Genomic DNA, 25,621 nt, shown 5'->3' with positions numbered 1-25,621 from the left:
GTTACGCCAGGCTTTCCGCCAACGCATCCGCCTGGGCGCGTGCTGCCGCGCGGGGGCGGAACTTCGCGATCGGATTCGCGAGATTGCCGGCCATCTTGAGGCTGGAGGCGGGGTCGGACAGGTTGACCATCTGCACGTTGTTGCCGAGCTGCAGCCGGTTCAGGCACGAATGCAGGAACTCGGGCACGAACATGTCGTAGTGCGCGTGCTTGTCGGCCTGTTCGGGGTGGGCGTTCTGGTAGTCGGTAACGCAATCGGCCACCGCGCCCCAGAAATCGTCTTCGGTGCAGCATGCGTTTTCCACCAGCACCTGGTTGATGTGGCGCAGCACGCCGTCGAACACGTCGATGAAGATGCCGAGCAACTTGAAGTGGTCGGGCACATCCACCGCCAGCCGATCGACGCGTTCCGGCAGGCGCGCCTTGGCTTCGATGTCGAGGATGGCGCACTCCTCGGCGATGTCCTTCATGATGGCGCGCACCGGCACATGGCGGTCGAGCACCAGGATCAGGTTCTCGCCGTGCGGCATGAACGTCAGGTCGTGCCTGTAGAAGCAGTGCAGCAGCGGCGTCACGTACGCCTCCAGGTAGCGGCGCAGCCACGGCACCGTGCCCAGTCCCGAGCGGTGGATCAACTCCGGCAGCAATGCATGGCCATGCTTGTCGACGTGCAGCAGCGCGGCCATGGTCATCAGGCGTTCGCCCGGTGCGAGCAGCGGCAGCGGGTTCTCGCGCCAAAGCGCCGAGAACATCTTCTTGTAGGGCGTGTCGAGCGGAATTGCCGCTTCGTAGTGGAAGTTTCGAAAACCCACTGATGCGACTTCCTGCAGGATGGTGAAGCCGTTCGCGCGCAGATAAGGATCGCCGTCCACCAGTTGCTTGATGAACTCGTTGATCGCCGGCGTGCCCGACATGTAGTAGGGCGACAGGCCCCGCATGAAGCCCATGTTGAGGATCGACAGCGAGGTCTTCACATAGCGCTTGCTACGGTCGCTGGTGTTGAAGAAAGTCCGGATCGACTGCTGCGCGGTGTAGCGGTCGCTGCTGTAGTCGAGGCAGATGATCTTGCGCTCAGCGACGTAGCCGGCGAAAGCGATCGACAGCTTGTTGAACCACTGCCACGGATGCGCCGGCATGAAGTAGTAGTCGGCCGGATCGACGCCGCAGGCGCTCACCTGGCGGGTGAAATGCTCGACCGTGTCCTGCCCGATTTCTTCAGCCAGCAGTTGTTCGTAGCCGAGCGTCGAGATGCTGGCGAAGGTGGCATGGGCCTTGTGCACCGCGAGCCAGATCACGCGGATGTCTGAACCGGCTTCGGGCGCGTAGGCGCGGTAGTCCACCGCGTTGAAGCCGAGCCGCCCGTTGTTGGCGACGAAGCCCGGGTGGCCTTCCATCATTGCGACCTCGATGGTCTGGAAGTCGGCGGCGTCGGCCAGTTCGGCGCTGCTGGGCGCATCGGCCTTCATGCGCTTGAACGCGCTGCCGAACAGGGTGCTGCTGATCTCGTCCAGGTAGATCGGCAGCAGCTCTTCGCGTATGCCCAGGCGCTGGCGGCATTCGATGATGAACTGCAGGGCGTCCAGCGGCTGCTCCGCGCCGTTCACGTGCTTCCGGATCGATGCCGGCTCGATGTGCCAGTGGCGCAACGCCAGGCGCTGCGCCTCGAACTGGTAGCAGACCGCTGTGTCGTCTGACAAGACCTGGTAGCGCGCAAAGCCGTTCTGGTCCGGGCCGAGGCGCTCGGGTTCGATGATCAGCTCGTGCGCGTACTCGGCGATCGCCTTGCGCAGCAGCAGGCGGTTGGCCTCGGCCCAGACTTCCGGCGTCAGGTGCGCGGCGGCTTCGGCTGGTTGTTGATAGAGCTGCTTCGCGATGTCTGCATTCATGGATGGACTGCTTCCTGGTTGGTGGCCGTAGCCTGTTCAAAATCCCGCCGGGTGCAATAGGCGAGGCTGGCGATCTTCTCGGGGAAGACGACGTCGCGGTCGTAGACGAAGCCTGCCGACCGGTTCAATGCATGGATCCTGTGGTTGCCCGCGTCGGGCTCCACGACGATGCGCCGGGCGCCCAGGTGGGCGAACATGAAGCGCATCAGCGCGTGGAACACGGCGCGCGAGAAGCCGGGGATGCGCACGTCCGCAGGGCCGACGAAGACGTGCATGCCCAGGTCGCCGGGCCGCACCTCGTAGAAGGCCCGGATGCGATCGTGTGCAGGGTCGTAGCACTCGGCCAGGAAGGCCGGCCGACCCTGGTGCCAGCCGATGTAGGCCGTGGCATGGCCGGACGCCATCATCTGCCGGTAGACCTCGCGCACCTCGTCCTCGGACTTGTCCTGCATCAGCCAGAACGCAGCGCGCTCCTGGGTGAACCAGCGATGCAGCATCGGCACGTCGTCCGGAATCCGAAGCGGGCGAAAGACGAAGCCGGCTTGGTCGCGGTAGGCGCTCTCAGTTGGCATGGGCGGGCGCCTCCAGCGCGGCCGCGTGATCGGCGCTCGGCACGTTGAGGATCAGGCGGTCGAGCAACGCGGTCAGCACGAAGCCGCCCGCCGCCAGCAGGAAGGGCACGTGCAGTCCGTAGCGCTCGACGATCGCGCCGGCTGCGAACGAGGACAGCAGCACGCCCAGGTTCTGGAAGAAGTTGGTGATGCTGTAGTCCTGCGCATAGCGCTGTGGCGTCGACAGGCGGAACAGGTTGACTTCGAGCTTGACGATGATCTGGAACAGCGACCAGCCATACAGCACGCGTCCCACCACGATCCACACCGGGTCCGGCGCGGCGTGCAGCAGCAGCCCGACCATGCCCAGCAGCAGGTTGCCCACGGTGTGGTCGGGCAAGCGCCCGCTGCGCGCCAGGATGCGGGCATGCAGCCGCAGCGCCACGATGGCCACCACGCCCGGAATGGCAAAGGCCATGCCGGAGACCAGTTCGCTGTCGTAGCCGCTCGTCTTCTGCCAGTAGACCGCGAAGAAGGGGCGGATCAGGTAGGCGCTGAAGTCGAACAGCAGCATCACCAGTGCCAGCCGCAGGATCGGCAGGCGCGCGCGCCAGTTGACGCGGCGCGCTTCGGCGGCCGCCGCGGCGGTTTGCGCGTGCTCGCCGGTGTTGATGCGCACGATCTTGCCGCTGCGGATCAGGTAGATGCAGACCGCCATCTGGAAGAAGTCGCCGGCAGCCATGGCGTAGATGCTGGCGCGCGGCCCCCAGGCCTGCAGCACGAAGCCGCCCACCACCGCACCGAAGATGGCGCCGAAATGCACCACGACCGACAGCACGCCGATGGTGGCCGCATGCTGGTCCTTCGGCGTGAGCCGCATCATGTACGGATACATCAGCAGGTAGCTGCTCTTGCACATGAACATCAGCATCGACAGCACCCAGTAGCTCTGTACGTCGGGTGCCCAGTCGCACAGCAGGCTGAAGGTGCCGGCGGCAAACTGCGTGTAGACCAGCAGGTGCAACGGCTCGATGCGCCGTGCCACGCGCGCCCAGATCGGCAGCGTGCACATCACCGCGATCGAGATGGCCGCCACGTAGGCGCCCACGTGCACTGCGCTGTCGATGCCGTAGCGCGCGCTGAAGAACTGCGGATAGAAGGGGATGAGGATGGCGTCGCTGATGACCGCCAGCACCGTCATCATGATCACGTGGAATTTCAGGCTCATGCTGTTTTCCGCGTCAGAGCCGGACGAAATCCGCGGTCGCTGGAATCGCGAAATCCTGGAGCGCGATGCGGCGCTCGATCTTGTAGTGCTCCACGCCCGTCAGTTCGCGCAGGATGTAGGAGTTGCGGTAGCAGCTCATGCCCAGATCCTGGTTGGTCATGCCGTGGGTGTGCTGGCCGGCGTTCTGCACGAAGACCTCGTTGCCATTGAAGTCGGCCGCGTAGTTGCGCGCCAGCCTGTAGCGGCCCTTCTCGTCCCAGCGCAGCCGGTGGCGGATGCCGTCGATGAAGGGCGGGATGTTCTCGCGGTATCCCGTGGCGAAGACCACGCCCTCGCTGCGGTGCGCATAGCGGGTCTCGCAATCGAGTTGCCGGAACTCGATGTCGTAGCCGTCGCCGGCAGCGTCGTAGCGGCAGCCCTGCAGCTCGCAGTTGGTGATGAGGTGCGTGCGCAGCCGGCCCTCGTTGCGCCTGTCGTCGAGCAGGTCGTAGATCTGGTTGATCAGGCTGGCGTTGACGCCCTTGTAGAGGCTGTCCTGGGTGCGGACGATGCGCTCCTTCTTCTGCTCGTCGAGGTGGAAGAAGTAGTCGATGTAGTCGGGCGAGAACATCTCCAGCGTGAGCTTGGTGGTCTCCATCTGGAAGAAGCGCGGCGAGCGCGTGATCCAGGTCAGGCTGTAGTCGTGCGCATCGGCTTCCTTGAGCAGGTCGTGATAGACCTCCGCCGCACTTTGCCCGCTGCCGACGATGGTGATGGAGCGCTTCTGCTGCAGTTGCGCCTTGTGCGCCAGGTAGCCGGCGGCATGCATGAAGCGGTGCTCGGCCGGCTCGCAGCATTGGGGAAAGACCGGCCGGGAGCCGACGCCCAGCACCAGCTTGCGGCAGCGCAGGACGAAGGGTTCGCGCTGCGGGCCCTGCACGCCGGTCACGACATAGCAGCCGTTCTCGAGGTCATGCACTACCTCCTGCACATCGCACGAGAAGCGCACGTTGGACAGCTGTGCCGCGGCCCATCGGCAGTAGGCGTTGTACTCCGCGCGCTTCAGGTAGAAGTTCTCCCGGAAGTAGTACGAGTAGATCTTGCCTTCCGCTTTGCAATAGTTGAGAAAGCTGAAGCGGCTCGTGGGATCTGCGAGGCTCACCAGATCGGCCAGGAAAGGGTTCTGCAGGGTGGCGTTGTCGATCAGCATCCCGGGATGCCAGCTGAATTCCGTGTTGCGCTCCAGGAAGATGCCATTCAGACCGGCAATCGGCTCCGCAAGGCAGGCCAGGCTCAGGTTGAAGGGCCCGAGCCCGATCGCGATGAATTCTTGAACGTCCGTTTTCATGGCACTCCAATCTGGGGGTTGTCGATGCGCGGCCGCTACCACTGGTACGTCAGGGTGGCCGCCACGTTGCGTGCGTCGCCCCAGTAGCAGTACTGCTGGCTCAGGCACGACGCCACGTAGCTCTTGTCGAAGACGTTGTTGGCATGGAGGCGCAGGCTGGAGCCCTTGAGCGACGGGTTCACGTACGCCAGGTCGATGCGCAGCATCAGGTCGACCACGGCGTACGGCCGCACTTTGAAACTGTTGGCGTTGTCGACCCAGCTGGTGCCCACGTGGCGCACGCCGGCGCCCAGCGTGAAGCCGGGCATGAAAGTCCAGTCGCCCCAGACCGAGGCCATGTGGCGCGGCGCCTGGTAGGGCGTATTGCCGGTGAAGCCTTCCGCCGACTCGATGAACTTCATGTCGGTGAAGGTGTAGCTTGCGAGCATCGAGAAGTTGCTGCTCAGCTGCGAACGCGCCTCCAGCTCGAGGCCGCGCGAGCGCACCTTGCCGCTCGGCACGTAGTAGGTGGCGCCGACCGGGCGGGTGGCCACGTTTTCCTGCTTCAGGTCGTACACGGCCGCCGACAGCAGGGTGTTCGAACCCTTGGGCTGATAGCGGATGCCGACCTCCACCTGCTGGGTCTCGGCCGGCCGCAGGATCTTGCCTTGCTGGTCGTTGCGCAGGCTCGGGTTGAAGCCGTCCGAATAGCCGACATAGGGCGCGATGCCGTTGTCGAACAGATAGACCAGGCCGGCCCGCTTGGTGAACTTGGAGCCTTTCCATTCCGCCGGCGCACCGGTTCCATAAAGGTTCGAGGCCTGCGCCCAGTCCTGGCGTCCGCCGAGCGTGAGGCGCCAGCGGCCGAGCTCCATCTGGTCCTGGATGTAGAGGCCGGTCTGTTCCAGGTGGCGGTCGATCGGGGAGCTCGCGACGTCGCTCAGGCCGGGGAGTCCATAGACCGGCGCGAACACGTTGATCGGTGACGCGCCGCCCGACTCCCAGCTCCCGCCGACGCTTCGCTTCTGGTAGTCCAGCCCTGTCAGCAGCGTGTGTTTGACCGCCCCTGTCTCGAATCGCCCTTCGAGCTGGTTGTCGACGGTGTGGCCGCGCGTGGATTCGCGTGCGCCGGCGTAATAGCGCGTCAGCTCGTTGGCGCTGGCCCAGCCGTAGCCGTAGACCTGGCGCAGCGTGGTGTCGGCCGAGACGTAACGGAAGTTCTGCCGGAACTTCCACTGGTCGTTGAAGGCATGGTCAAGCTGATAGCCGAGAAAGCGTTGGGTGCGCTGGTACTTCTCGACGCTCGGATCGCCATCGAAGAAATAGCGCGAGATCCGTCTTCCGTTGTGGTTTGCATTGATGCTGGCGTCCGCCGGCACGCCGCTGTGGTAGCTGCCTTCGGGGTCGTGCTGGAGATACGCCTGCAGCAGCAGTTGCGTGTCCTTCGCCGGCCTGATCGTCAGCGACGGCGCGATGGCCTGCCGCTGTTCCTTCACATGGTTGAACTGCGAATCCAGCGAGCGCCCCAGCGCCGTCAGGCGGTATGCCACCACGCCGTTCGCATCGACCGGCCCCGTGAGATCGACCGCGCTTTCCACCCGGTTGCGATTGCCAACGGTGAGCTGGACTTCGCGATAGGGCTCGAACTGCGGCTTTGCGCTGGTCAGGGCCACCAGCCCGCCGGGCGACGCACGTCCATAGAGCACCGAGGCCGGCCCCCTGACTACGTCGATGCGCTCCAGGAAATACGGATCGACCTGCATCGAGCTGTAGCTGCCCTGGTCGCTCAGCAGGCGCAAGCCGTCGAGCAGGGTGCTGTCGACGCTGCTGTCGTTGAAGCCACGCAGGGCCACGTAGTCGTAGCGGTTGGACGAACCCACGAGCCCGGTGAAGGCGCCGGGCGTGTAGTTCAGCGCCTCGGGAATGCTGCGCGGCTTCTGGTCTTCTAGTTGCTGCTTGGTCACCACCGAGATGGACTGCGGCGTTTCGAGGATCGGCGTGTCGGTCTTGGCGCCCGCAGCGCTGCGCCTGGCGACATAGCCGGTCGTCCCGCCGGCGGTTTCCTCTTGCGGGCTTGCCGTCACCGTCACGACCGGCAGGTTGCCGGCGGCCGATGTTTCGGACGAGGTCTTGACGACGACGGCGTTGCCCTCGATGGTCGCCGCCAGCCCGCTCCCGGCCAGCAGCCGGTTCAGCGCCTGCTGTGGCGTCAGGTGCCCGGACACGGCCGGTGCCGCCTTGCCCGCCACCAGCGCGGGCTGAACCATCAGTTCGAGCCGCGTCTGCCGCGCCAGGTCATTGAGCGCCGGGGCCAGCGGCTGCGCCGTGATGCTGATCTGCATCGGCGCCAAAGCCTGGGCGTGCGCGACGGCACTGAGAAAGGACAGCGCTCCGACGAGGGCCAGCGGAGCAGGGTGAAAGCGGCGGGAACGGAACATGCGCGTGATCTCTGAGAAGGAAGTAAATAAGAATCCTTCTCATGTAGACGCATGGGCTTCGGCAAACCCTAGGTCGGCTTCAAAGTTTTTTGCGGCCTGCGGCGTGCCTACTTGCCGTGGACGATCTCCGTCACGCCATCCTGCGCGCGCAGCCGCACCGGCAGCACCTGCGGCAGGACGCGCGAGAAGTTGTCGAGCCGGCGTGGGTCGAAGGTGCCGGTGACGCGCAGCGCTGCCACGCCCGGGTCGCGCACCACGAGGTGGGTGGGGCCGTAGCGCTCGAATTCGGCCAGCGCCCGGGCCAGCGGCGTGTTGTCGAAACTGACCCGGCTCTCGCGCCATGGCGCGATACCGGCGGCAGGCACGGCGGACACTTCGCCGAGCATGCCGGCCGCATCGCTGGCGACCTGCTGGCCGGCACCGAGCTCGACGGCGGCGCCGGATGCCGCCCGGTCGGCCCGCGCCACGCGCACCCGTCCCTCTTCCACGGCAACGTGCACGCCTTCCTTGTCCGACAGGCCGGGCGTGTAGCGCACCGAGAAGCGGGTGCCGACGACCGTGATGCGCAGCGGGCCGGCGAGCACGTCGAAAGGGCGCGCCGCGTCGCCCTTGACCTGCAGCACGGTCTGTCCCTCGGGCAGGCGAAGCTCGCGGCGCTGGCGGTAGAGCGTTACGTCGGCGCGGGTCGCGGTGTCGAGCCGCAGACGGCTGCCGTCGGGCAAGGCCACATCGAGCTGCTGGCCGCGCGCGGTCGCGAAGCTCTGCGCGAACAAGGGCTGCTGCCAGTGGCTCCAGGCCAGGTAGCTGCCGCCGACGACCATGAGCAGCACGGCCGCAAACGCACCTTGCGGCGCCCAGTCGGCCAGCCCGCGCCACCAGGCGCGCCGCAGCGGCGCGGCATGGGCTGCTGCCTTGTCGGCACTCAGCCTCTTCCTCAGCGTGCGCAGGCCCTCCGCCGGCAGTGCATCGAGCGCGCTCCAGTCGCGCTGCCAGTGCGCGAAGGCCGCGCGGTGGCGGCCATCGGTAGCCAGCCAGGCCTGGAATGCCGTTTCCTCGGCGGCATCGATCCTGCCGCCGCCACGGCGCACGAACCAGTCCAGGGCCGCGCCCTCGATTTCCGGGGACGGCGCGGCTGGCGGGTCTGCTGGCGGCTGGGGGCTCATGACGCTGTCATCTCCTTGATGTAGACGCACCAGCGGCCCGAAACCCTAGGTCGCCCGCGCAGCGCCTGCAGGCTTCCATGGCCAGCTTGATGTGCTGCTCGACCATCTTGCGCGAGATGCCCATGCGCTCTGCAACCTCCGCGTGCGGCAAGCCATCGAACTTGTGCAGGATGAAAGCCTCGCGGCAGCGCAAGGGCAGGGCGTCGATGGTGGCAAGGAGGGCGCTGACCGCCTGCGCGGACTCGGCGGCCGCGTCGGGTTCGCAGGCCCGCGGCGCCGCCAGGCTGTCGAGCTCGGCGGAAAGCGCCTCCTCGTCGTCCGGCTGCAGCGCTTCGCCGCGCACTTCGCTGCGGCGGTGCTGGTCGATCTGCAGGTTGCGCGCCGTGCGGTACAGCAGCGCGCGCGGCTCGGGCACCGGCTGGCCGGAATGCTGCACGGCCAGAACGCGTGCATAGCTCTCCTGCACGACATCGGCCGCGGCATCGCGGTTGCGCGCCGTGCGCGAACAGAAGTTCAGCAGTTCCTGGTAGTAGCGTTCAAGCACAGATCGATCACAGCCATGGAGGTGACGAGTCCCCTCGACAGGCTGGCGTCGCGACGGCTCACCCGGTGCGTAAATTGCAGATGGGAACGATTCTCATTATCCACGACAGGATACGGCGTGCGCTCAGCCCGGCTTGCCGTCCAGGCGGGGCCGCGTCAGCACCGGCCAGTAGCGCACGGCGTACAGGCCGAAGCCCAGTGTCCAGAAGGCGGCGGAACCCAGCACCGCGGCGAGGGTCTGGGACGGCGCGACGAACGGCACGAGAACTCGCGTGAGCGCGGCGAGCAGAACCAGCACGAAGCAGGCGGTATCGAACTGGTCGGCGCGCAGCATTCGACCGGTGTGGCCTCGCGCCGTGCGAACCATCATCCCGATGATGAGCCCCCCTGCCGCGCCCACCGTCAGCGCGTGCGCCGCCAGCGAGGGCGACACCCAGCCACCGGACGCCAGCACCCGCAATGCGAGGTGAACGGGAATCCACGCGTAGGCCAGGTGCAGGACTAGAACGATCGTGTTGTTCAGCGTTTTCCAGGGCCGCCAGAGCGACCACCGCGCAAGATGCACGAGCGCCGCCGGCACGGCGATGGCTGCCACGGCGACCGGCGGCAGGCCCGTTGCGTCGACGAGCAGCAGCGCGGCCACAGAGCCCAGCGCCGCCTTCTCGAGCAGGGGATGCGTCGTCGCGTTCGCGCCGGGAACGCCGTTGTTGGTGAACATCGGAATCACGCGGCCGCTCATGACGGCCATGATGAGCAGCAACACGTCCAGGGCCACCTGGATACCGATCCATGCTGGTACCTGGATCACGGCCAGGGCCGAGAGATGGAAGGCGAATGCAGCGCCCGAAAGCACCAGCAGCAAGCCGATGAAGAAGTAGTTGCGCCGGTTGCGCGCAGTGATCAGCGGAATCCCCAGTGCTACCGCACAGGCCAGCGGAAAGGCCGCGTTGACGACGGCAGCCGCCCAGCCGAAAGGCGTGAGCACGAGGACGCGCCCTGCCACCCAGAGGGTCGCCAGGGCGGCCAGCGGCAGGCCCACGGGCGTCGGCTGGCCGGACCAGTTGCGCCCCGCGGTGAAGAGAAAGCCGACGATCACAGCGAGGGTGAAGCCGAACAGCATTTCGTGCGCATGCCACAGCGGGCCCTGCAGGTAGGCCATCGGCAGCCAGCCTGCGAACTGCAGCGCCCACAGGCCGATGGACAGTGCAGCGAAGGCGCTGGCAAGCAGATAGAACGGCCGGAAGCCGAGTTGCCACAGGGCAAAGGCGGGCGCTGGAACCACGGGAGGTTGCGCGCGCTCGATGGCGATGAAGGAAGCCATTACCGGGCCTTTCTGACGCCGGGGGCGCCGTGGTGGAGACGCCAGGCCACGGCCGCACCGGCCACGGTGGCGGCAAAGAAGCCGATCGTCGCTGCGTTGAGTGCGGCGCCGGCGGCGCGCAACGGTTCGCTGAAGGAACCGAGGAAGAGCCGCATCAGGAGCGACAGGTGCAGGGCGGCCAGCGGCAGATAGAAGAGCGCGCCGAACTGGAGCTTGACCCGCGCGATCGCCGGCAGCACGACCGGCGCGTGCCCCATCATCATGCTGACGACGAAACCGAGTCCCAACGCGTGCAGCGCTGCGTCGCGACCGGCCCAGCCGAGCGCCGTCATCGCCCACGCCACGCCGCCGACCGCGAGCCAGGCGTAGCCACCCAGCAGGCAGATCGCCATGTAGCGGCTGATGCCGTGCGCGAACACCGTGCGCCGCGCAACATCGAAGGTCGCCAGCCACGCCGCCAGCAACACCAGCGCCGTGCCATAGGCGAGGCCACCGGCGCGCGGTGCCACGCCCGACCATGCCGCGCCCGCCAGCAGCAAAGACAGAACGGCATGCAGCGTGGCGCTGGCGCCCGGGCGTCGTCGCATGAGCCGCGTCATCTCCAGGCGCTCGGCGGCAATCGTCATGACGAGAAAGGCGAACCACCACGGAAAGACGGCGTTGCCGTCGTGGCCCAGTGCGAACAGCACGTTGCCCATCACCCATGCGGCCGCACCCACCAGCAACAGGAGCGTGTGGGCAGCGTGCTGGCGCCGCACGACCACCGCGTTGACCGCGAGGAAGGCCACCGCCGCCGCCACGCCCAGCCACGCGCCGGTGGCCTGCTGCCCGAGCACAAGACACACAGCGCCAGCGCCTGACGCCAGTGGCGCGAGCAGGGCCGCACGGTGCTTGACGGCCACTGCGCGTTCGATGCCGATGACCGTCCCCAGAAAGCCGCAGATCATGAGGGCCGCATGCACCATCAGCACCTGGCCCGTCCAGGCAAAGGAGATCGGATCCGGCAGCGCGACGCCGAGCCGCCAAAGTCCGCCCGCGATGCCACCCACCAACGAGACGCCAACCACCGCACCGAACACCATGCGCATGAAGTTCCAGACGCGGGACGCCGATGCCCGGTGGCTGCTGCGGATGGAAAGACGTTCGGCGTTCACCATCCCATGAACCGCTTGGCCTTCGCGCTCATGCGCTTCGGCGTCCAGGGCGGCTCCCACACCAGTTCAATGCAGATCTTGAGATCGGCCGGGACGACCTTGTCCAGTTCGAGCTCCGCGTCCTCGATGATGACGTCGATCACCGGGCAGGCGGCCGAAGTCATGGTGATCAGCACGTGCGCGGTCTTGGCGTCGACGGTGACGCCGTAGACGAGGCCGACATCGACGATGCTCATCGAGATTTCCGGATCGACCACGCGTGACAGCGCGGTGGCGATCGGCTGCCGCAAGGCTTCCGGCCCGTCGTAGGGGAAAGAGGCCAGGTCGAGGATTGCCTGGTTCGTCATGTGCCCCCCTTGGCATGGTGGTGCGCCGGGGCTTCATCGACAAAAAATATCGCGGACAGCGCCTCGCGGTTGTGGACCAGATCCGCCAGCGTGTAGCGATGCAGGATCGAATGGAACGCCGCCAGGGCCTCGTCCAGCACGCCGCGCAGACGGCACAGGCCGGTAATCCGGCACTCGCCACCGTCTTGCGCGAAGCATTCGACGATCGCGTTGCCCTCGGTGTGGCGCACGACGTCGCCGATATTGATCATGTCGGGCGCCTTGGCGAGCGACAGGCCGCCGCCCTTGCCGCGAACGTTGGCGAGCCACCCATGCTTTCCAAGGAAGTGAACCACCTTGGTCAGGTGATGCTCCGACACCCCGAAAGAGGCGGCGATCCCCGCAATGGTGGCGCGCCGCTCCGGCTGCGCGGCCAGGTAGATCAGTACCCGCAGGCTGTAGTCGGTGAAGGCGGTGAGCTTCATGGTCTCTCGGGGGCAAGCCGCCTCACCGTTCGGCCGCGGCGGCAGCCGGGATGGCCAGGCCTTCGCGGCCCTTCAGGCCCGGCGATGTCTGCGGCCCGGCTTGCGACACCGGAGGGCGCAGCAGGCGCAGCGCATATGCGGCGAGGAGCACCGCACCCACGGCGAAAACGATGTCGCCCGGCACCCGCATCCAGACCAGGATCTCCATCACGCGGGAATGCACGATCTCGGCGGAGCGGGCGAACCACAACCCCTGCGTGACACTGGCCCAGGCCTGGTAGATGCCGGCGGGCAGCAGCGACAGGAACACCATCATGGCCAGGCCGATGTTGAGGCTCCAGAACGCGGGCTTGAGCAGGCCGTCGGCATGCAAGTGGCGCTCGTACAGGCCGCGCAGGCAGAACAGCATCAGTCCGATGCCCAGCATCCCGTAGACCCCGAAGAGCGCGGCGTGGCCGTGGGCGGCCGTCATGTTGAGCCCCTGCACGTAGTAGAGCGAGGCGGGCGGATTGATCGCGAAGCCGAGCACGCCGGCGCCGATGGTGTTCCAGAAGCCGACGGCCACGAAGCACATGACGGGCCACTTGTAGGCAGCGAGCCACGGCATGGCCTGCGAACGGCGCCAGGTCTGCAGCGCCTCGAGGCCGATCAGGGTGAGCGGCACCACTTCGAGCGCGGAGAACACCGCGCCCACGGCGATCACCGAGGTCGGCGTGCCGGTGAAGTAGAGGTGGTGCAGCGTCCCGAGGATGCCGCCGAACAGGAACACGATGGTCTCGGCAATGATGGCGCGGTTGGCGCTTTCGGTGCGCACCAGGCCCAGGCGCGTGAAGATGAGTGCGACGACGGCGGTGGCGAACACTTCGAAGAAGCCTTCCACCCAGAGGTGCACCAGCCACCAGCGCCAGTATTCGATCATCGAGTAGTGGGTGTGCTGTCCCCAGACCAGCGAAGTGGAATAGAAGCCGCCGATGCAGGTGGCCGAGAGGAACACCATCGCGATCAGGCCACGGGATGCCGAAGGCTTGACCAGTGCCGGCCACAGCGCGCGGCCCAGCAGAAACACCCAGAACAGCAGGCCGACGAACAGCAGCACCTGCCAGACGCGGCCCATGCTGGTGTATTCCAGACCCTGGTTGCCGATCCAGAAGCTGAAGTCAACGCCGCGGTGCTGCAGCGTGCCGAGCCAGCCGGTCAGCGTCGAGCCCACCACGATGGCGATCAGGGCCCAGAAGAGCACGTCCACGCCGAGCTTCTGCAGCTTGGGTTCGCGGCCGGACAACAGCGGGGCGATGTAGAGGCCTGTGGCCAGCCACGCGGTGGCAATCCAGAAGATGCCGACTTGCGTGTGTACCGTGCGGCTGACCACGTAGGGCAGCACCTCGGCCAGCGGAAGCCCGAAGAACGATTGGCCTTCGACGGCGTAGTGGGCCGTGATGACCCCCATGCCGATCTGCAGCAGCATCAGTCCGATCACCGCGAAGAAGTACTTGCGCGTGGCCTTCATGGAGGGCGTTGCCACGACACCGAGCAGCGGATCCGCCTTGGGCGGCTGCGCTTCGGCTTCGTGCTTCTGGCTGCCGTGCAGCCACAGCATGGCCGCAATGGCCGCCAGCAGCAGGCAGATGCTGACCATCGTCCAGATGGCCGCCCCGCTGGTCATCGTGTTGTTGACCAGCGGCTCATGCGGCCAGTTGCTGGTGTAGCTCAGCCCCGTTTCCCCGGGGCGGTCTGTGGCAGCAGCCCACGCCGTCCAGAAGAAGAAGGCGGTCAGCGCCTGGCGGTCGGCGCGATCGGGCAGCATGTCCACCGTCATCGCATACTGGTCGCGCAGCGTGGCGACCGAGCTGTCGCGGCCGAACAGTGCGTCATAGTGCGCCGCTGTTTCGCGGATCGCCTCGGCGCGTGCCACGGAAACGGTGACCACGCCGCTCGTGCTGTCGTAGGTGTTGCGCCGCATCTCCTCGACCAGCGTGGCGTCGAGCGCACCGCGCTCCGACGCACTCAGCGCGGAGGGCGCCTTGCGATAGGCCTCTGCGTGGCGATTCTTGAGCGCAACGGCCTCACGGTGCAGCCAGTCTGCAGACCAGTCGGGTGCGACGTAGCCGCCATGGCCCCACACGGAGCCCAGTTGCTGCCCGCCGACCGACAGCCAGACCTGCTGGCCGCGCTGGACCTGCTCGCCGGTGAAGACCACATCGCCGTTGGAAGCGGTGACGGATGTGGGAATCGGGGGGGCCGTCAGGTAGATCTGCACGCCCAGATAACCCAGCGCACCGAAGGACAGTACGAAGATGAAGGCGAGCCAGCGCCAGAGCCTGCTGTTGTTTTTCATGATGTTTCGACGACGGAGGAGAAGGCTGCAGATTGCACGGGGAATTCCTTGTGGAAAGCGAACTGGGCAGAAGGTGTATTTGGAATACATCTATCCTAGGAAAGGCTTCGCTCCGGGACGTTGATGTGCATCAACATTCGTCTCCAAATCGCCCGCGCGGCGGGACCGGTCATGTGCCTATTCGCGAGCGCTGCGCGGTTCGGCCAGCAGGCGCTGTATCAGCCGATCCTTCTCTGCCCACCGGCCTTCGACCCACTTGCGGATCCGCTGGCGGTGCGCCCTGTTCCCCGAGGGGCCCGCGCCCAGCAGGTTGGGCGGAATGGGGCATTGACGGACGTCGACGGTGACGGCCTTCACGTTGCCGCACAGCAGCGCCCAAAAGCTCGGCGTCCCCTCGGGGTAGACGATGGTCACGTCGAGCATGGACTCGAACTGCTCGCCCATCGTGGACAGCGCCACGCCGAGGCCACCGGTCCTGGGTTCGAGCAGGTGCCGGTAGCTGCTGTGCTGCGCGGCATGCTTGGCCGCCGTGAAGCGCGTGCCCTCGACGAAGTTGATGACCGCCGTTGGAACGCGCCTGAACTTCTCGCAGGATCGCCGCGTCGTGGCGAGATCCCCCCGGCCCGCACCCCGACCACGGCCGCGCTTGAGGAACGGAAAGTCGAGCGCCCACCAGGCCAGCCCCATCACCGGCACCCAGACGAGCTCGCGCTTCAGAAAGAATTTGAGAAACGGGATGCGCCCGTGAAACACACGCTGCAGCACCAGGATGTCAACCCAGCTCTGGTGATTGCTCGACACCAGATACCAGCCGCGGCGGTTCAGCCCCTCGACGCCCTGGACTCGCCATGGCGCAGGGCACACGGCTGCGATCCATGCGTTGTTGATGGCCACCCACCCTCCGGCCAGCGCGTTCAGGACGCGGTCGCAGCCGGCGCGAACCATGTTGACCGGCACCAGCAACTTGATCATTGCCGGCGGCACCATCAAGCTGAACGCGACCAGCGTGTTCAAGCCGAGCAACGCGGCGGTGAGGGCGCCGCGCAGCGGGGCAGGCATCAGTTTCAGGTTGGACAAGGGATGGTGCGCAGCAAGGAGGGCGGAGCCTGCGCTTGGCGCCGGGCTCGAACCATTCTGAGAGGACGCCATCTCCCAGGTGTTGATCCCGCTCAAGCTTCCAAGGCTTGGCGGGCATCCGTGGGCGCGATCCTCAGAAGAAGCCGAGCTTCTTCGGCGAATAGCTCACCAGCAGGTTCTTGGTCTGCTGGTAGTGGTCGAGCATCATCTTGTGCGTCTCGCGGCCGATGCCGGATTCCTTGTAGCCGCCGAACGTGGCATGCGCCGGATAGGCGTGGTAGCAGTTGGTCCACACCCGGCCGGCCTTGATGGCGCGGCCCATGCGATAGGCGGTACTGCCGTCGCGTGTCCACACGCCCGCACCCAGGCCGTAGGGCGTGTCATTGGCGATTTCCAGCGCTTCGGCTTCGGTCTTGAAGGTCGCGACCGCGAGCACGGGGCCGAAGATCTCTTCCTGGAAGATCCGCATCTTGTTGTGGCCCTTGAACAGCGTGGGCTGCACGTAGTAGCCGCCAGCCAGGTCGCCACCCAGTTGCGCCCGCCCGCCGCCGATCAGGCATTGCGCGCCTTCCTGCTTGCCGATCTCGAGGTAGCTCATGATCTTGTCCATCTGCATGGAGGACGCCTGCGCGCCCATCATCGTCTCGGTGTCCAGCGGGCTGCCCTGCTTGATGGCCTTGATCCGCTCCAGCGCACGCGCCATGAACTTGTCGTAGATCGACTCCTGGATCAGCGCACGCGACGGGCAGGTGCAGACCTCGCCCTGGTTGAAGGCAAACAGCACCAGGCCTTCGATGGCCTTGTCGAAAAAGTCGTCGTCGGCATCGGCGATGTCTTCGAAGAAGATGTTGGGGCTCTTGCCGCCGAGCTCCAGCGTGGCCGGGATGAGGTTGCCGGCCGCGGCCTGCGCGATGACGCGGCCAGTGGCGGTGGAGCCGGTGAACGCGATCTTGGCGATGCGCTTGCTGCCGGCCAGCGCCATGCCCGCTTCGCGGCCATAGCCATTGACGATATTGAGTACGCCCGGCGGCAGCAGGTCGGCAATCAGCTCGGCCATCACCAGGATGCTGATGGGCGTCGATTCAGCGGGCTTGAGCACCACGCAGTTGCCCGCGGCGATGGCCGGTGCCAGCTTCCAGGCGGCCATCAGGATGGGAAAGTTCCAGGGAATGATCAGGCCCACCACGCCAAGCGGCTCGTGGAAATGGTAGGCGATGGTGTTCTCGTCGATCTCGCTGAGCGAGCCTTCCTGCGCGCGCAGGCAACCGGCGAAATAGCGGAAGTGGTCGATGGTCAGCGGAATGTCGGCGTTGAGCGTCTCGCGGATCGGCTTGCCGTTGTCCACCGTCTCGACATAGGCGAGCAGCTCGAGGTTCTGCTCCAGGCGGTCGGCGATCTGCAGCAGCACGCGGGCCCGTTCGGCGGGCGCGGTGCGGCCCCACCCATCGGCTGCGGCGTGGGCTGCATCGAGGGCGAGTTCGATGTCCTCCGCAGTCGAGCGCGCGGCACGGGTGTAGGGCGTGCCGGTGATCGGCGTGATCACGTCGAAGTACTCGCCCTTCACCGGTGGCACGAACTTGCCGTTGATGAAGTTGTCGTAGGCAGGCTTGAAGTCGATCTTGGCACCCGGGGTATTGGGGCTGGCGTATTGCATGGTTTCTTGTCTCCGTCCGGTAGGGGTGGAATGGGAACCGCGCAAACCGGATGCTGTGCGGATCCGGACGTTCCGCATCGCACGTGGCGTGCCAGTCCCGTTTGGCCGCCATTTCCCTGATCTGGCGCAAGAACCACGTCAGATCCATGTCCCAGACTGCGCAAGGGGTGCCATGCGGTGAACACCTGTCACGAAACAGGACAGTCGAATGCCGCATCGATGCTGAACCTGGAGACAAGATGCCTGCTCAATCTCTCGCCACGCGCGCGCCGGGCTCGCGCCTGCGCGAAGCGCGCCGCCAACTGCTGACTGCCGGCGAGGTCGCTGACGGCCTGATCGAGGCCTCGCTGCGCCGGAGCTGGGAACGCAGCCGCGGCTTCGGCCTGGTTCCTGCCGGCCGCGTACCCGGTGCACCGCATGCCTCCGCGGCGCAACTGGCACGGGCACTCGATCGGCAGCGCGAACTGGCGTCGCATGCCCAGCCGTTGATGGAGTTCCTGTTCGAGCAGATGCGCGACACCGGGAGCATGGTCATCCTTGCCGATGCGCAAGGCACGCTGCTGCAGGCCATGGGCGATGCAGGTTTCGCAAGCCGGGCCCAGCGCGTGGCGCTGCGCCCGGGCGCCAACTGGCACGAACAGTGGCGCGGCACCAATGCCATCGGCACGGCGCTGACCGATGGCGCACCGGTGGTGGTGCACGGCGGCGAGCACTACCTCGAACGCAATGGCTTCCTCGCCTGCACGGCCGCGCCGATCATCGATCCCGGCGGCCGCGTGCTCGGCGTGCTGGACATTTCGGGCGACCAGCGCAGCTTCCATCCGCATACGCTGGGGCTGGTGCGCCTGGCAGTGCGCACGATCGAGCAGAAGCTGTTCGACGCGCGCCACGCCACGAGCCTGCGCCTGCGGCTGCATGCGCAGCCCGAGGGCATCGGGAGCGTGGCCGAAGGTCTTGTGGCCCTGTCCGATGATGGCTGGCTCATCGGGGCCAACGCGGCCGCATTGGCGATGCTGGGGCTCTCGCGCGCCGACGTGGGTGCAAGCACGATTGAGCGGCTGCTGCAGCTGGACATGGCGACGCTTTTCGCCTGGTGCCGCCAGGCGGCCTGCGCGCCGCGGGCAGTGCGCCGCCATGACGGCAGCGTACTCTGGGCCCGGGTGGAGGCGAGCCGCGGCGTGCTGGCGGCAAGCCACGGCACCCCCGCTGTCCGGTTGCAGGCTGCGGCGCATGCCGATGCGCTGGCGGCACTGGACACCGGGGATCTGGCCATGCAGACGGCGATCGGCCGCGCACGACGCGTGATGGACAAGCCGATCTCGCTGCTCCTGCAAGGCGAATCGGGCGTCGGCAAGGAGGTGTTCGCCCGGGCCATCCATGCGAGCGGAATGCGTCGCGACGGGCCGTTCGTCGCGGTCAATTGCGCTGCGCTGCCCGAAACGATGATCGAGGCCGAACTGTTCGGCTACCGCCCGGGCGCCTTCACCGGGGCGAGCCGCGATGGCGCGCCCGGCCGCATCCGCGAGGCGCATGGCGGCACGCTGCTTCTCGACGAGATCGGCGACATGCCCCTTGTCCTGCAGACGCGGCTGCTTCGCGTTCTGCAGGATCGCCAGGTGGTGCCGCTGGGCGGCGGCAAGCCGGTGGCGGTGGACTTCCGGCTCGTTTGCGCCACCCACCGCAACCTGCGCGCCGAGATCGATGCCGGGCGGTTTCGGGAAGATCTGTACTACCGGCTGAACGGCCTGGCGCTGCAGTTGCCGCCGCTGCGCGAGCGGCAGGACAAGCTGCAGATGGTGGCCCGCATGCTGCGCGACATCCTTCCCGATCGCGAACTCCAGCTCGCGCCCGATCTGGCCTGCGCCGTAGCGCGCTTTCGCTGGCCGGGCAACCTTCGCCAGCTGAACAGCGCGCTGTGCACGGCGTGCGCCCTGATTGACGACAGCGAGGCAATGATCGACTGGGTTCACTTGCCCGATGACCTGGCCGACGACCTGCGTGGCGCCCCGGCTGTGCGCGAGGTGGTCGACGACGTCGTCGACCTGCGGGCCCAGTCGGCACGCACGCTGAAGCAGGTCGTGCAGTCCAGTGGCGGCAACCTCTCCGAGGCGGCCCGCTGCCTGGGCATCAGCCGCAATACGCTCTACCGCAAGCTGCGCGGGCTCTCCAGTTCGGAGACATAGCGCTCGAGGGCGCAACGATCCGCGGCGCAACCGGCGCGGCCGGCACCGCGCCGCTTCGCTTCATCGTTTCGGGGGTGAGCTTCTGCAGCGTAGCCCCATGGAACCCCCGGTGCTTGATTTGAATCAACCAAGTACCCGGTTCCGCACGCAGAATGCGGCATGCAAACGGAAGAACGCGATTGACTGCCGCCGAGCTTTCCGCCGGCACGGGCAACGACCCAATTCGTTCGACGGCCAGATCCAGGCAATGGACTCTTGGCGCCAAGCTGGCGCTGGTCGCCACGCCGTGCCTGCTGGCATTCCTGTGCGCCATTGCCGTGCTGGTCTACATGTCATGGCAGATCCAGGGCGGCGCCGCCGCGGTCAACGAAGCGGGGCGCATGCGCATGCAAACCTATCGGATGGTGCTGTCGGTGGGCGCAGGCGATGCGCAGGTGCTGTCCCAGCAGGCGGCCGAGTTCGAGCGCAGCCTCCAGGTGCTGCGCAGCGGCGACGCCGAACGGCCGCTGTTCGTGCCCTGGGACGACGCCGCGCGCCAGCGCTTCGCCGTCGTCGAACGCGACTGGACCGTCCTTCGCAGCCGCGTGGCGGCTTCGGCGCTGCCGGGCGTGGCGACGACGGCCAGCCTTGGCGACGACGCAGCCGCGGTCACGCTGGACATCGACGCATTCGTCGCCGGCATCGAAATCTACCTGTCACGGTGGACTGCACTCATGCACTTGCTGCAGGTCGCGATGATGGGCGTGGCGCTCATCGGTGCGGCGGTGCTGATCCATACCGGTTTCCGCTTCGTCCTGGAACCGCTGAGCGTGCTCAAGCGGGCGATCCAGCGCCTCCAGGATGGCGATCTCGGCGCCCGCGTCGAGCGCACCAGCACCGACGAGTTCGGCACCCTGGCAGAGGGATTCAACGACATGGCCAGGCAGCTGCAGTCCATGTACCGCGATCTGGAAAGCAGGGTGCAGAAGAAGACGGCGCAGCTGGAGGAGGAGCGTGGGCGACTGGAATGCCTCTACGAGGTCACCATGCTGGTCGCCAAGGCCGCGACGCTCGATGAACTGGCGCAGGGGTTCACGAAGAGCATTGCACGGATCGCGCACGCCGACGGCGTTGCCCTGCGCTGGTCGGACGAGGCGAACCGCCGCTACCTGATGCTGGCCTCGCAGGGCTTGCCGCAGGCGATGGCCGATGCCGAGCATTGCCTCGAGGCGGGCGATTGCCATTGCGGCTCGCCGCTCGCGTCGCCGGGCGCGCGCGTGATTTCGATCCGCACCATGCTGCCGGCCCGGACGCGCCATTGCGCGCAGGCAGGCTTCGAGACCGTGGTGTCCATTCCGATCAGGTTGCATGAGCGGCTGATGGGCGAGGTCGACCTGTTCTTCCACGCCCGGATCACCATCTCCGAAGCCGAGCGTTCGCTGTTCGAATCGCTCACGGTCCATCTCGCCGGCGCAATGGAGAACCTGCGCCTCGATTCGCTCGGGCTGGAGGCAGCGATCTCGCAGGAGCGCGGTTTCCTCGCTCGCGAACTGCACGACTCGATCGCCCAGTCGCTTGCGTTCCTGAAGATCCAGGTGCAGCTGATGCGCGACGCGGTCGCTGCCGGCGACGATCGGCAGATCCAGCACGTGCTGGGAGAGATCGACGTCGGCGTGCGCGAGAGCTACGGGGACGTGCGGGAGCTGCTGCTGCACTTTCGCACCCGGGCCAACGGCGAGGACATAGAGCCGGCCCTCCTCACGACGCTGCGGAAGTTCGAGCACCAGAGCGGCCTGAAGGCTAGCCTCCAGATGCTTGGCCAGGGCATGCCCATGCTCCCGGACACGCAGATCCAGGTGCTGCACATCGTGCAGGAGGCGCTGTCGAACGTTCGCAAGCACGCGCGTGCCAGCCAGGTGTGGCTGGACGTGCAGCAGGCGCCGCAGTGGCGGCTCGAGGTGCGCGACGATGGCCTTGGGTTTGCCGACCGCAACGGCGTTCCCGACGAAACCCACGTGGGCCTTCGCATCATGGCGGAGCGTGCCGAACGTCTCGGTGCGCAGCTCGACGTACTCTCCACGCCCGGCCGTGGCACCTCGGTCGTACTGACCCTGCCGATGACGTCCGGCACAGGTGGTGTGGTGGCGGCGCCGCAATACCAGGTTGCCTGAATGCCCATGACCGATCTGCCTTCGGCCATCCGCATCCTGGTGGTCGACGACCACACGCTGTTCCGGCGCGGGCTGACGGCGCTGCTGCAGCGCGATCCGGAGTTCGAGGTCGTCGGCGATGCCGGCGACGCGGGCGAGGCGCAGCGCCGCGCGCAGGAGCTGAAGCCCGACGTGATCCTGCTCGACAACCACCTGCCGGGCGTCACTGGGGTCGATGCCTTGCCGGCACTGCGCGAAGCCGCGCCCGCGGCACGGGTTCTGATGCTGACGGTGAGCGAAGACGAACGCGACCTCGCGGGCGCGCTGCGCGCCGGCGCGAGCGGCTACCTGCTCAAGACCATCGAGGGCCATGCGCTGGCCGCGGCGATCCGTCGTGCCATGCGTGGCGAGTGCATCGTGGCCGAAGAAATGACCGGCAAGCTGGTCGCGGCCTACCGCGGTGCCGCCGCGCCGCGGCCCGCCCCGCTGGTCGAGCCCGCGGCGCCGGCATCGCCGCTGCAAACGCTGTCGCCGCGCGAGCAGGACATCCTGCGCGGCGTTGCGCATGGGCAGGGCAACAAGGAGATCGCGCGCTCGCTGGGCATTGCCGAAACCACGGTGAAGATCCATGTGCAGCACATCCTGCGCAAGCTCGACGTGAGCTCGCGCGTGCAAGCCGCTGTTATCGCAGTTGAGCACGGCCTGGGTTGATCCAGCGCAAACACGCGCTGTTCTCCTACGCCGCTAGTTCTTCATGAGGATGCCGCCGTCCGGCCGCATCGTTCTTGTGCCGCCCCGCGGCCCTCCCGCCGAAGGATGCCGCAAAGTGCCGGCAGTTCCTAAAGTCGGTTCATGAGCAACGAGCGGACTTCGTCATGAGCAAGAAGAGCCAGGCACTGGCGGTGCTGATGGTCAGCACCCTGGCATTCACGGTGTGCTTCATGGTGTGGATGATGTTCGGCGTGATCGGCATCCCGATCAAGAAGGCGCTGGGCCTCAACGCCACCGAGTTCGGCCTGCTGACCGCCATGCCGGTGCTGACCGGTTCGCTGATTCGCGTGCCCCTGGGCATCTGGACCGACAAGTACGGTGGCCGCATCGTGATGGCGCTGCTGATGGCCCTCACCGTGCCCGCCATCTGGATGATGAGCTACGCCACGGCGTACTGGCATTTCCTGGTCATCGGCCTGTTCGTCGGTTTGGCCGGCGGTTCGTTCTCGGTCGGCACGCCGTATGTGGCGCGCTGGTTTCCCAGGAACCGCCAGGGTTTCGCAATGGGTGTCTACGGTGCGGGCAACTCTGGCGCGGCGGTCAACAAGTTCATCGCGCCGGCGCTCGTCGTGGCCTTCGGCTGGGCCATGGTGCCGCAGGTGTATGCCGCCGTCATGCTCGGTACCTTGCTGCTGTTCTGGATGTTCAGCGCGAGCGATCCGACCCACCTCGTGCCGAGCCACACTCGCTTCTCCGACCAGCTGCGGGCCCTCAAGGATCCGAAGGTCATCAAGTACTGCCAGTACTACAGCATCGTGTTCGGCGGCTACGTGGCACTGAGCCTGTGGATGGTGCAGTACTACATCGGCGAGTTCGGCCTCGACATCCGCACCGCGGCGCTGCTCGCTGCGTGCTTCTCGCTGCCGGGCGGCGTGCTGCGCGCCGTGGGCGGCTGGTTGAGCGACAAGTACGGCGCGCATTCGGTCACCTGGTGGGTGATGTGGGTCAGCTGGATCTGCCTGTTCCTGCTGAGCTACCCGCAGACCGACTTCACCATCGCCACCATCAGCGGCCCGAAGACCTTTCACCTCGGCCTGAACGTCTACGCCTTCACCGGCCTGATGTTCCTGCTCGGCACCGCATTCGCATTCGGCAAGGCCTCGGTGTTCAAGTACATCGCCGACGACTACCCCGAAAACATCGGAACCATCAGCGGCATCGTCGGCCTGGCCGGCGGGCTGGGCGGCTTCGTGCTGCCGATCATGTTCGGTGTGCTGGTGGATCTCACCGGCATCCGCTCCAGCGCCTTCATGCTGATGTACGGCGTGGTCTGGGTGTCGCTGATCTGGATGTACTGGACCGAGGTGCGCAGCACCGAGGTCATGGGCCAACGCGCCCACGCCTTCAGCCTCGACGGCCGAACCACTCCCCCTACGTTGCAGGAATCCTCATGAACCCGACCATCGCCAGCACCGGCCCGGCGCGGCCCGCGAGCGGCGCAGACATCGCCGACTGGCGCCCTGAAGACGATGCCTTCTGGGCGTCCACCGGCCGGCGCATTGCCTACCGCAACCTGTGGATCTCGGTGCCCAGTCTGCTGTGCGGCTTCGCGATCTGGGGCATGTGGGGAATCATCACGGTGCAGATGCTGAACCTGGGCTTTCCGTTCAGCCAGGCCGAGCTGTTCTCGCTCACTGCGATCTCGGGCCTGGCCGGCGCCACGATGCGCATCCCGGCCTCGTTCCTGATTCGCCTCGCGGGCGGCCGCAACACCATCTTCCTGACCACCGCGATGCTGCTGGCCCCGGCCATCGGCACCGGCATCGTGCTGCAACACAAGGACTGGCCCCTGTGGGCGTTCCAGCTGATGGCGCTGTGGTCGGGCGTGGGCGGCGGCAATTTCGCGAGCTCGATGTCCAACATCAGCACCTTCTTTCCGAAGCGGCTGCAGGGAACGGCATTGGGGCTGAATGCCGGTTTGGGCAACTTCGGCGTGACGAGCATGCAGATCGTCATCCCGCTGGTCATGACGGTCGGAATGTTCGGCGCGCTCGGCGGCGAGCCGATGACGCTCGTCAAGGACAGCGGCTGGATCTTCGGGAAGATTGCGGCCGGCACGCCGACCTGGATCCAGAACGCAGGCTTCGCCTGGCTGCTGTCGCTGGTGCCGCTGGCGGCCCTGTGCTGGTTCGGCATGAACAACCTGAAGACCGTCTCGCCGAACACGGGCGGCCCGGTCGTCGCCTTCATGAAGATCATCTGGCTCTACACGCTGTCGTTCGTGCCGGCCGGTCTCGGCCTGTACCTGTACCTGCCGGCGCCCACCGGCCTCGGCGTGTTGAACATGTGGGTCGCGATGCCGCTGATCATCGTCAGCACGCTGCTGGTGCTCAAGCTCACCGCCTTCGGGCCGATGAAGGAAAGCATTGCCAAGCAGTTCGAGATCTTCCGCAACCGGCATACCTGGGCGTTGACGGTGCTCTACATCGTGACCTTCGGCTCGTTCATCGGGTTCTCGATGGCGCTGCCGCTGGCCATCACGGTGATCTTCGGCGTCAGCCATGTGCCCGATGCGGCCGGCGTGATGCAGCACGTGCTGAAGAACCCCAATGCGCCTTCGGCCCTCACCTACGCCTGGATCGGGCCCTTCGTAGGCGCCGCGGTCCGGCCGGTGGGCGGCTGGGTCGCCGACAAGATCGGCGGCTCGATCGTCACGCAGATCATCTCGGCGGTGATGGTGCTCGCCTCGACGGCGGTGGGCTACGTGATGCTCCTGGCCTACCAGTCGGCCGCGCCCGAGCAGTACTTCCTGATCTTCATGGTGCTGTTCGTGGTGCTGTTTACCGCCAGCGGCATTGGCAACGGCTCGACCTTTCGCACCATCGGCGTGATCTTCGACCGCCAGCAGGCCGGCCCCGTGCTGGGCTGGACATCGGCCGTGGCGGCCTACGGCGCCTTCATCGCACCGGTGGTGATCGGTGCCCAAATCAAGGCCGCCACGCCCGAACTCGCCATGTACGGCTTCGCGGTGTTCTACGCCCTGTGCCTCGTTCTCAACTGGTGGTTCTACCTGCGCACCAATGCGTACGTGAAGAACCCTTGAGCCCTGCGCCACGAATTTTCCGGAGACCC

At 66.6% G+C, this 25,621-nt stretch carries 19 protein-coding genes; 5 read left to right on the top strand and 14 right to left on the bottom strand.

The features are described from left to right. Position 1 precedes the first annotated feature (1 nt). The 14 genes from ACSFA8_RS09685 to exaC form a co-directional block, all read right to left on the bottom strand. Positions 2 to 1,885 carry an IucA/IucC family protein gene (locus tag ACSFA8_RS09685; RefSeq protein ID WP_435479299.1) on the bottom strand — a complete coding sequence of 628 codons (1,884 nt, stop codon included), beginning with the start codon at positions 1,883 to 1,885 and terminating at the stop codon, positions 2 to 4. Next, complete coding sequence (locus ACSFA8_RS09680) at positions 1,882 to 2,457, bottom strand: GNAT family N-acetyltransferase (protein WP_435479298.1); 576 nt, start codon at positions 2,455 to 2,457, stop codon at positions 1,882 to 1,884. Before ACSFA8_RS09680 ends, ACSFA8_RS09685 begins: the two co-directional genes overlap by 4 nt. Next, complete coding sequence (locus tag ACSFA8_RS09675) at positions 2,447 to 3,664, bottom strand: MFS transporter (protein ID WP_435479297.1); 1,218 nt, start codon at positions 3,662 to 3,664, stop codon at positions 2,447 to 2,449. Before ACSFA8_RS09675 ends, ACSFA8_RS09680 begins: the two co-directional genes overlap by 11 nt. Before the next feature lie 13 nt (positions 3,665 to 3,677). Continuing rightward, positions 3,678 to 4,991 (bottom strand): lysine N(6)-hydroxylase/L-ornithine N(5)-oxygenase family protein, encoded by a 1,314-nt coding sequence (locus tag ACSFA8_RS09670; RefSeq protein ID WP_435479296.1) that lies wholly within the window; start codon positions 4,989 to 4,991, stop codon positions 3,678 to 3,680. Positions 4,992 to 5,026: 35 nt separating this feature from the next. Continuing rightward, positions 5,027 to 7,408: a TonB-dependent siderophore receptor gene (locus tag ACSFA8_RS09665; protein ID WP_435479295.1), complete on the bottom strand. Its 2,382-nt coding sequence runs from the start codon at positions 7,406 to 7,408 to the stop codon at positions 5,027 to 5,029. 107 nt (positions 7,409 to 7,515) lie between these two features. Beyond that, entirely contained in the window at positions 7,516 to 8,571 is a 1,056-nt protein-coding gene (locus ACSFA8_RS09660; protein ID WP_435479294.1) for a FecR family protein, read from the bottom strand. Positions 8,572 to 8,578: 7 nt separating this feature from the next. Continuing rightward, the gene (locus tag ACSFA8_RS09655) at positions 8,579 to 9,115 is read right to left on the bottom strand and encodes a sigma-70 family RNA polymerase sigma factor (RefSeq protein WP_435479293.1); all 537 of its coding nucleotides are present in this window, start codon (positions 9,113 to 9,115) and stop codon (positions 8,579 to 8,581) included. 123 nt (positions 9,116 to 9,238) lie between these two features. Continuing rightward, positions 9,239 to 10,435 (bottom strand): NnrS family protein, encoded by a 1,197-nt coding sequence (locus tag ACSFA8_RS09650; protein ID WP_435479292.1) that lies wholly within the window; start codon positions 10,433 to 10,435, stop codon positions 9,239 to 9,241. Then, a complete protein-coding gene (locus tag ACSFA8_RS09645; protein WP_435479291.1) occupies positions 10,435 to 11,592 on the bottom strand; it encodes a hypothetical protein in 1,158 nt (385 codons plus the stop codon). Before ACSFA8_RS09645 ends, ACSFA8_RS09650 begins: the two co-directional genes overlap by 1 nt. Then, positions 11,586 to 11,936, bottom strand: coding sequence for a metal-sulfur cluster assembly factor (locus ACSFA8_RS09640; RefSeq protein ID WP_435479290.1), 351 nt, complete (start codon positions 11,934 to 11,936; stop codon positions 11,586 to 11,588). Before ACSFA8_RS09640 ends, ACSFA8_RS09645 begins: the two co-directional genes overlap by 7 nt. Continuing rightward, positions 11,933 to 12,400 (bottom strand): RrF2 family transcriptional regulator, encoded by a 468-nt coding sequence (locus ACSFA8_RS09635; RefSeq protein WP_435479289.1) that lies wholly within the window; start codon positions 12,398 to 12,400, stop codon positions 11,933 to 11,935. Before ACSFA8_RS09635 ends, ACSFA8_RS09640 begins: the two co-directional genes overlap by 4 nt. Positions 12,401 to 12,422: 22 nt before the next feature. Then, positions 12,423 to 14,735: a nitric-oxide reductase large subunit gene (locus ACSFA8_RS09630; RefSeq protein WP_435479288.1), complete on the bottom strand. Its 2,313-nt coding sequence runs from the start codon at positions 14,733 to 14,735 to the stop codon at positions 12,423 to 12,425. 177 nt (positions 14,736 to 14,912) lie between these two features. After that, the gene (locus ACSFA8_RS09625; RefSeq protein WP_435479287.1) at positions 14,913 to 15,812 is read right to left on the bottom strand and encodes an acyltransferase; all 900 of its coding nucleotides are present in this window, start codon (positions 15,810 to 15,812) and stop codon (positions 14,913 to 14,915) included. 133 nt (positions 15,813 to 15,945) lie between these two features. Further along, the gene (gene exaC, locus ACSFA8_RS09620) at positions 15,946 to 17,466 is read right to left on the bottom strand and encodes an acetaldehyde dehydrogenase ExaC (RefSeq protein ID WP_435479286.1); all 1,521 of its coding nucleotides are present in this window, start codon (positions 17,464 to 17,466) and stop codon (positions 15,946 to 15,948) included. A 239-nt stretch (positions 17,467 to 17,705) separates the two neighbouring features. Here exaC and ACSFA8_RS09615 point away from each other — a divergent pair, with 239 nt between their 5' ends. The 5 genes from ACSFA8_RS09615 to ACSFA8_RS09595 all read left to right on the top strand — a co-directional run bounded on the left by ACSFA8_RS09615 (position 17,706) and on the right by ACSFA8_RS09595 (position 25,592). Beyond that, on the top strand, positions 17,706 to 19,649 hold the full coding sequence (locus ACSFA8_RS09615) for a sigma-54-dependent Fis family transcriptional regulator (protein ID WP_435479285.1): 1,944 nt from the start codon (positions 17,706 to 17,708) through the stop codon (positions 19,647 to 19,649). A gap of 179 nt (positions 19,650 to 19,828) precedes the next feature. Continuing rightward, on the top strand, positions 19,829 to 21,799 hold the full coding sequence (locus ACSFA8_RS09610; RefSeq protein ID WP_435479284.1) for a type IV pili methyl-accepting chemotaxis transducer N-terminal domain-containing protein: 1,971 nt from the start codon (positions 19,829 to 19,831) through the stop codon (positions 21,797 to 21,799). A 6-nt stretch (positions 21,800 to 21,805) separates the two neighbouring features. Then, entirely contained in the window at positions 21,806 to 22,489 is a 684-nt protein-coding gene (locus tag ACSFA8_RS09605) for a response regulator (RefSeq protein ID WP_435479283.1), read from the top strand. A 164-nt stretch (positions 22,490 to 22,653) separates the two neighbouring features. Then, positions 22,654 to 23,943 carry an MFS transporter gene (locus ACSFA8_RS09600; RefSeq protein WP_435479282.1) on the top strand — a complete coding sequence of 430 codons (1,290 nt, stop codon included), beginning with the start codon at positions 22,654 to 22,656 and terminating at the stop codon, positions 23,941 to 23,943. Then, a complete protein-coding gene (locus tag ACSFA8_RS09595) occupies positions 23,940 to 25,592 on the top strand; it encodes an MFS transporter (RefSeq protein ID WP_435479281.1) in 1,653 nt (550 codons plus the stop codon). Before ACSFA8_RS09600 ends, ACSFA8_RS09595 begins: the two co-directional genes overlap by 4 nt. The last annotated feature ends 29 nt before the right edge of the window (positions 25,593 to 25,621 follow it).

This window comes from Variovorax nitratireducens, from assembly GCF_051216545.1.
Taxonomy (GTDB): domain Bacteria; phylum Pseudomonadota; class Gammaproteobacteria; order Burkholderiales; family Burkholderiaceae_C; genus Variovorax.
The sequence above is the reverse complement of the archived record's forward strand: the minus strand, read 5'-3'. Positions and strand labels throughout refer to the sequence as shown.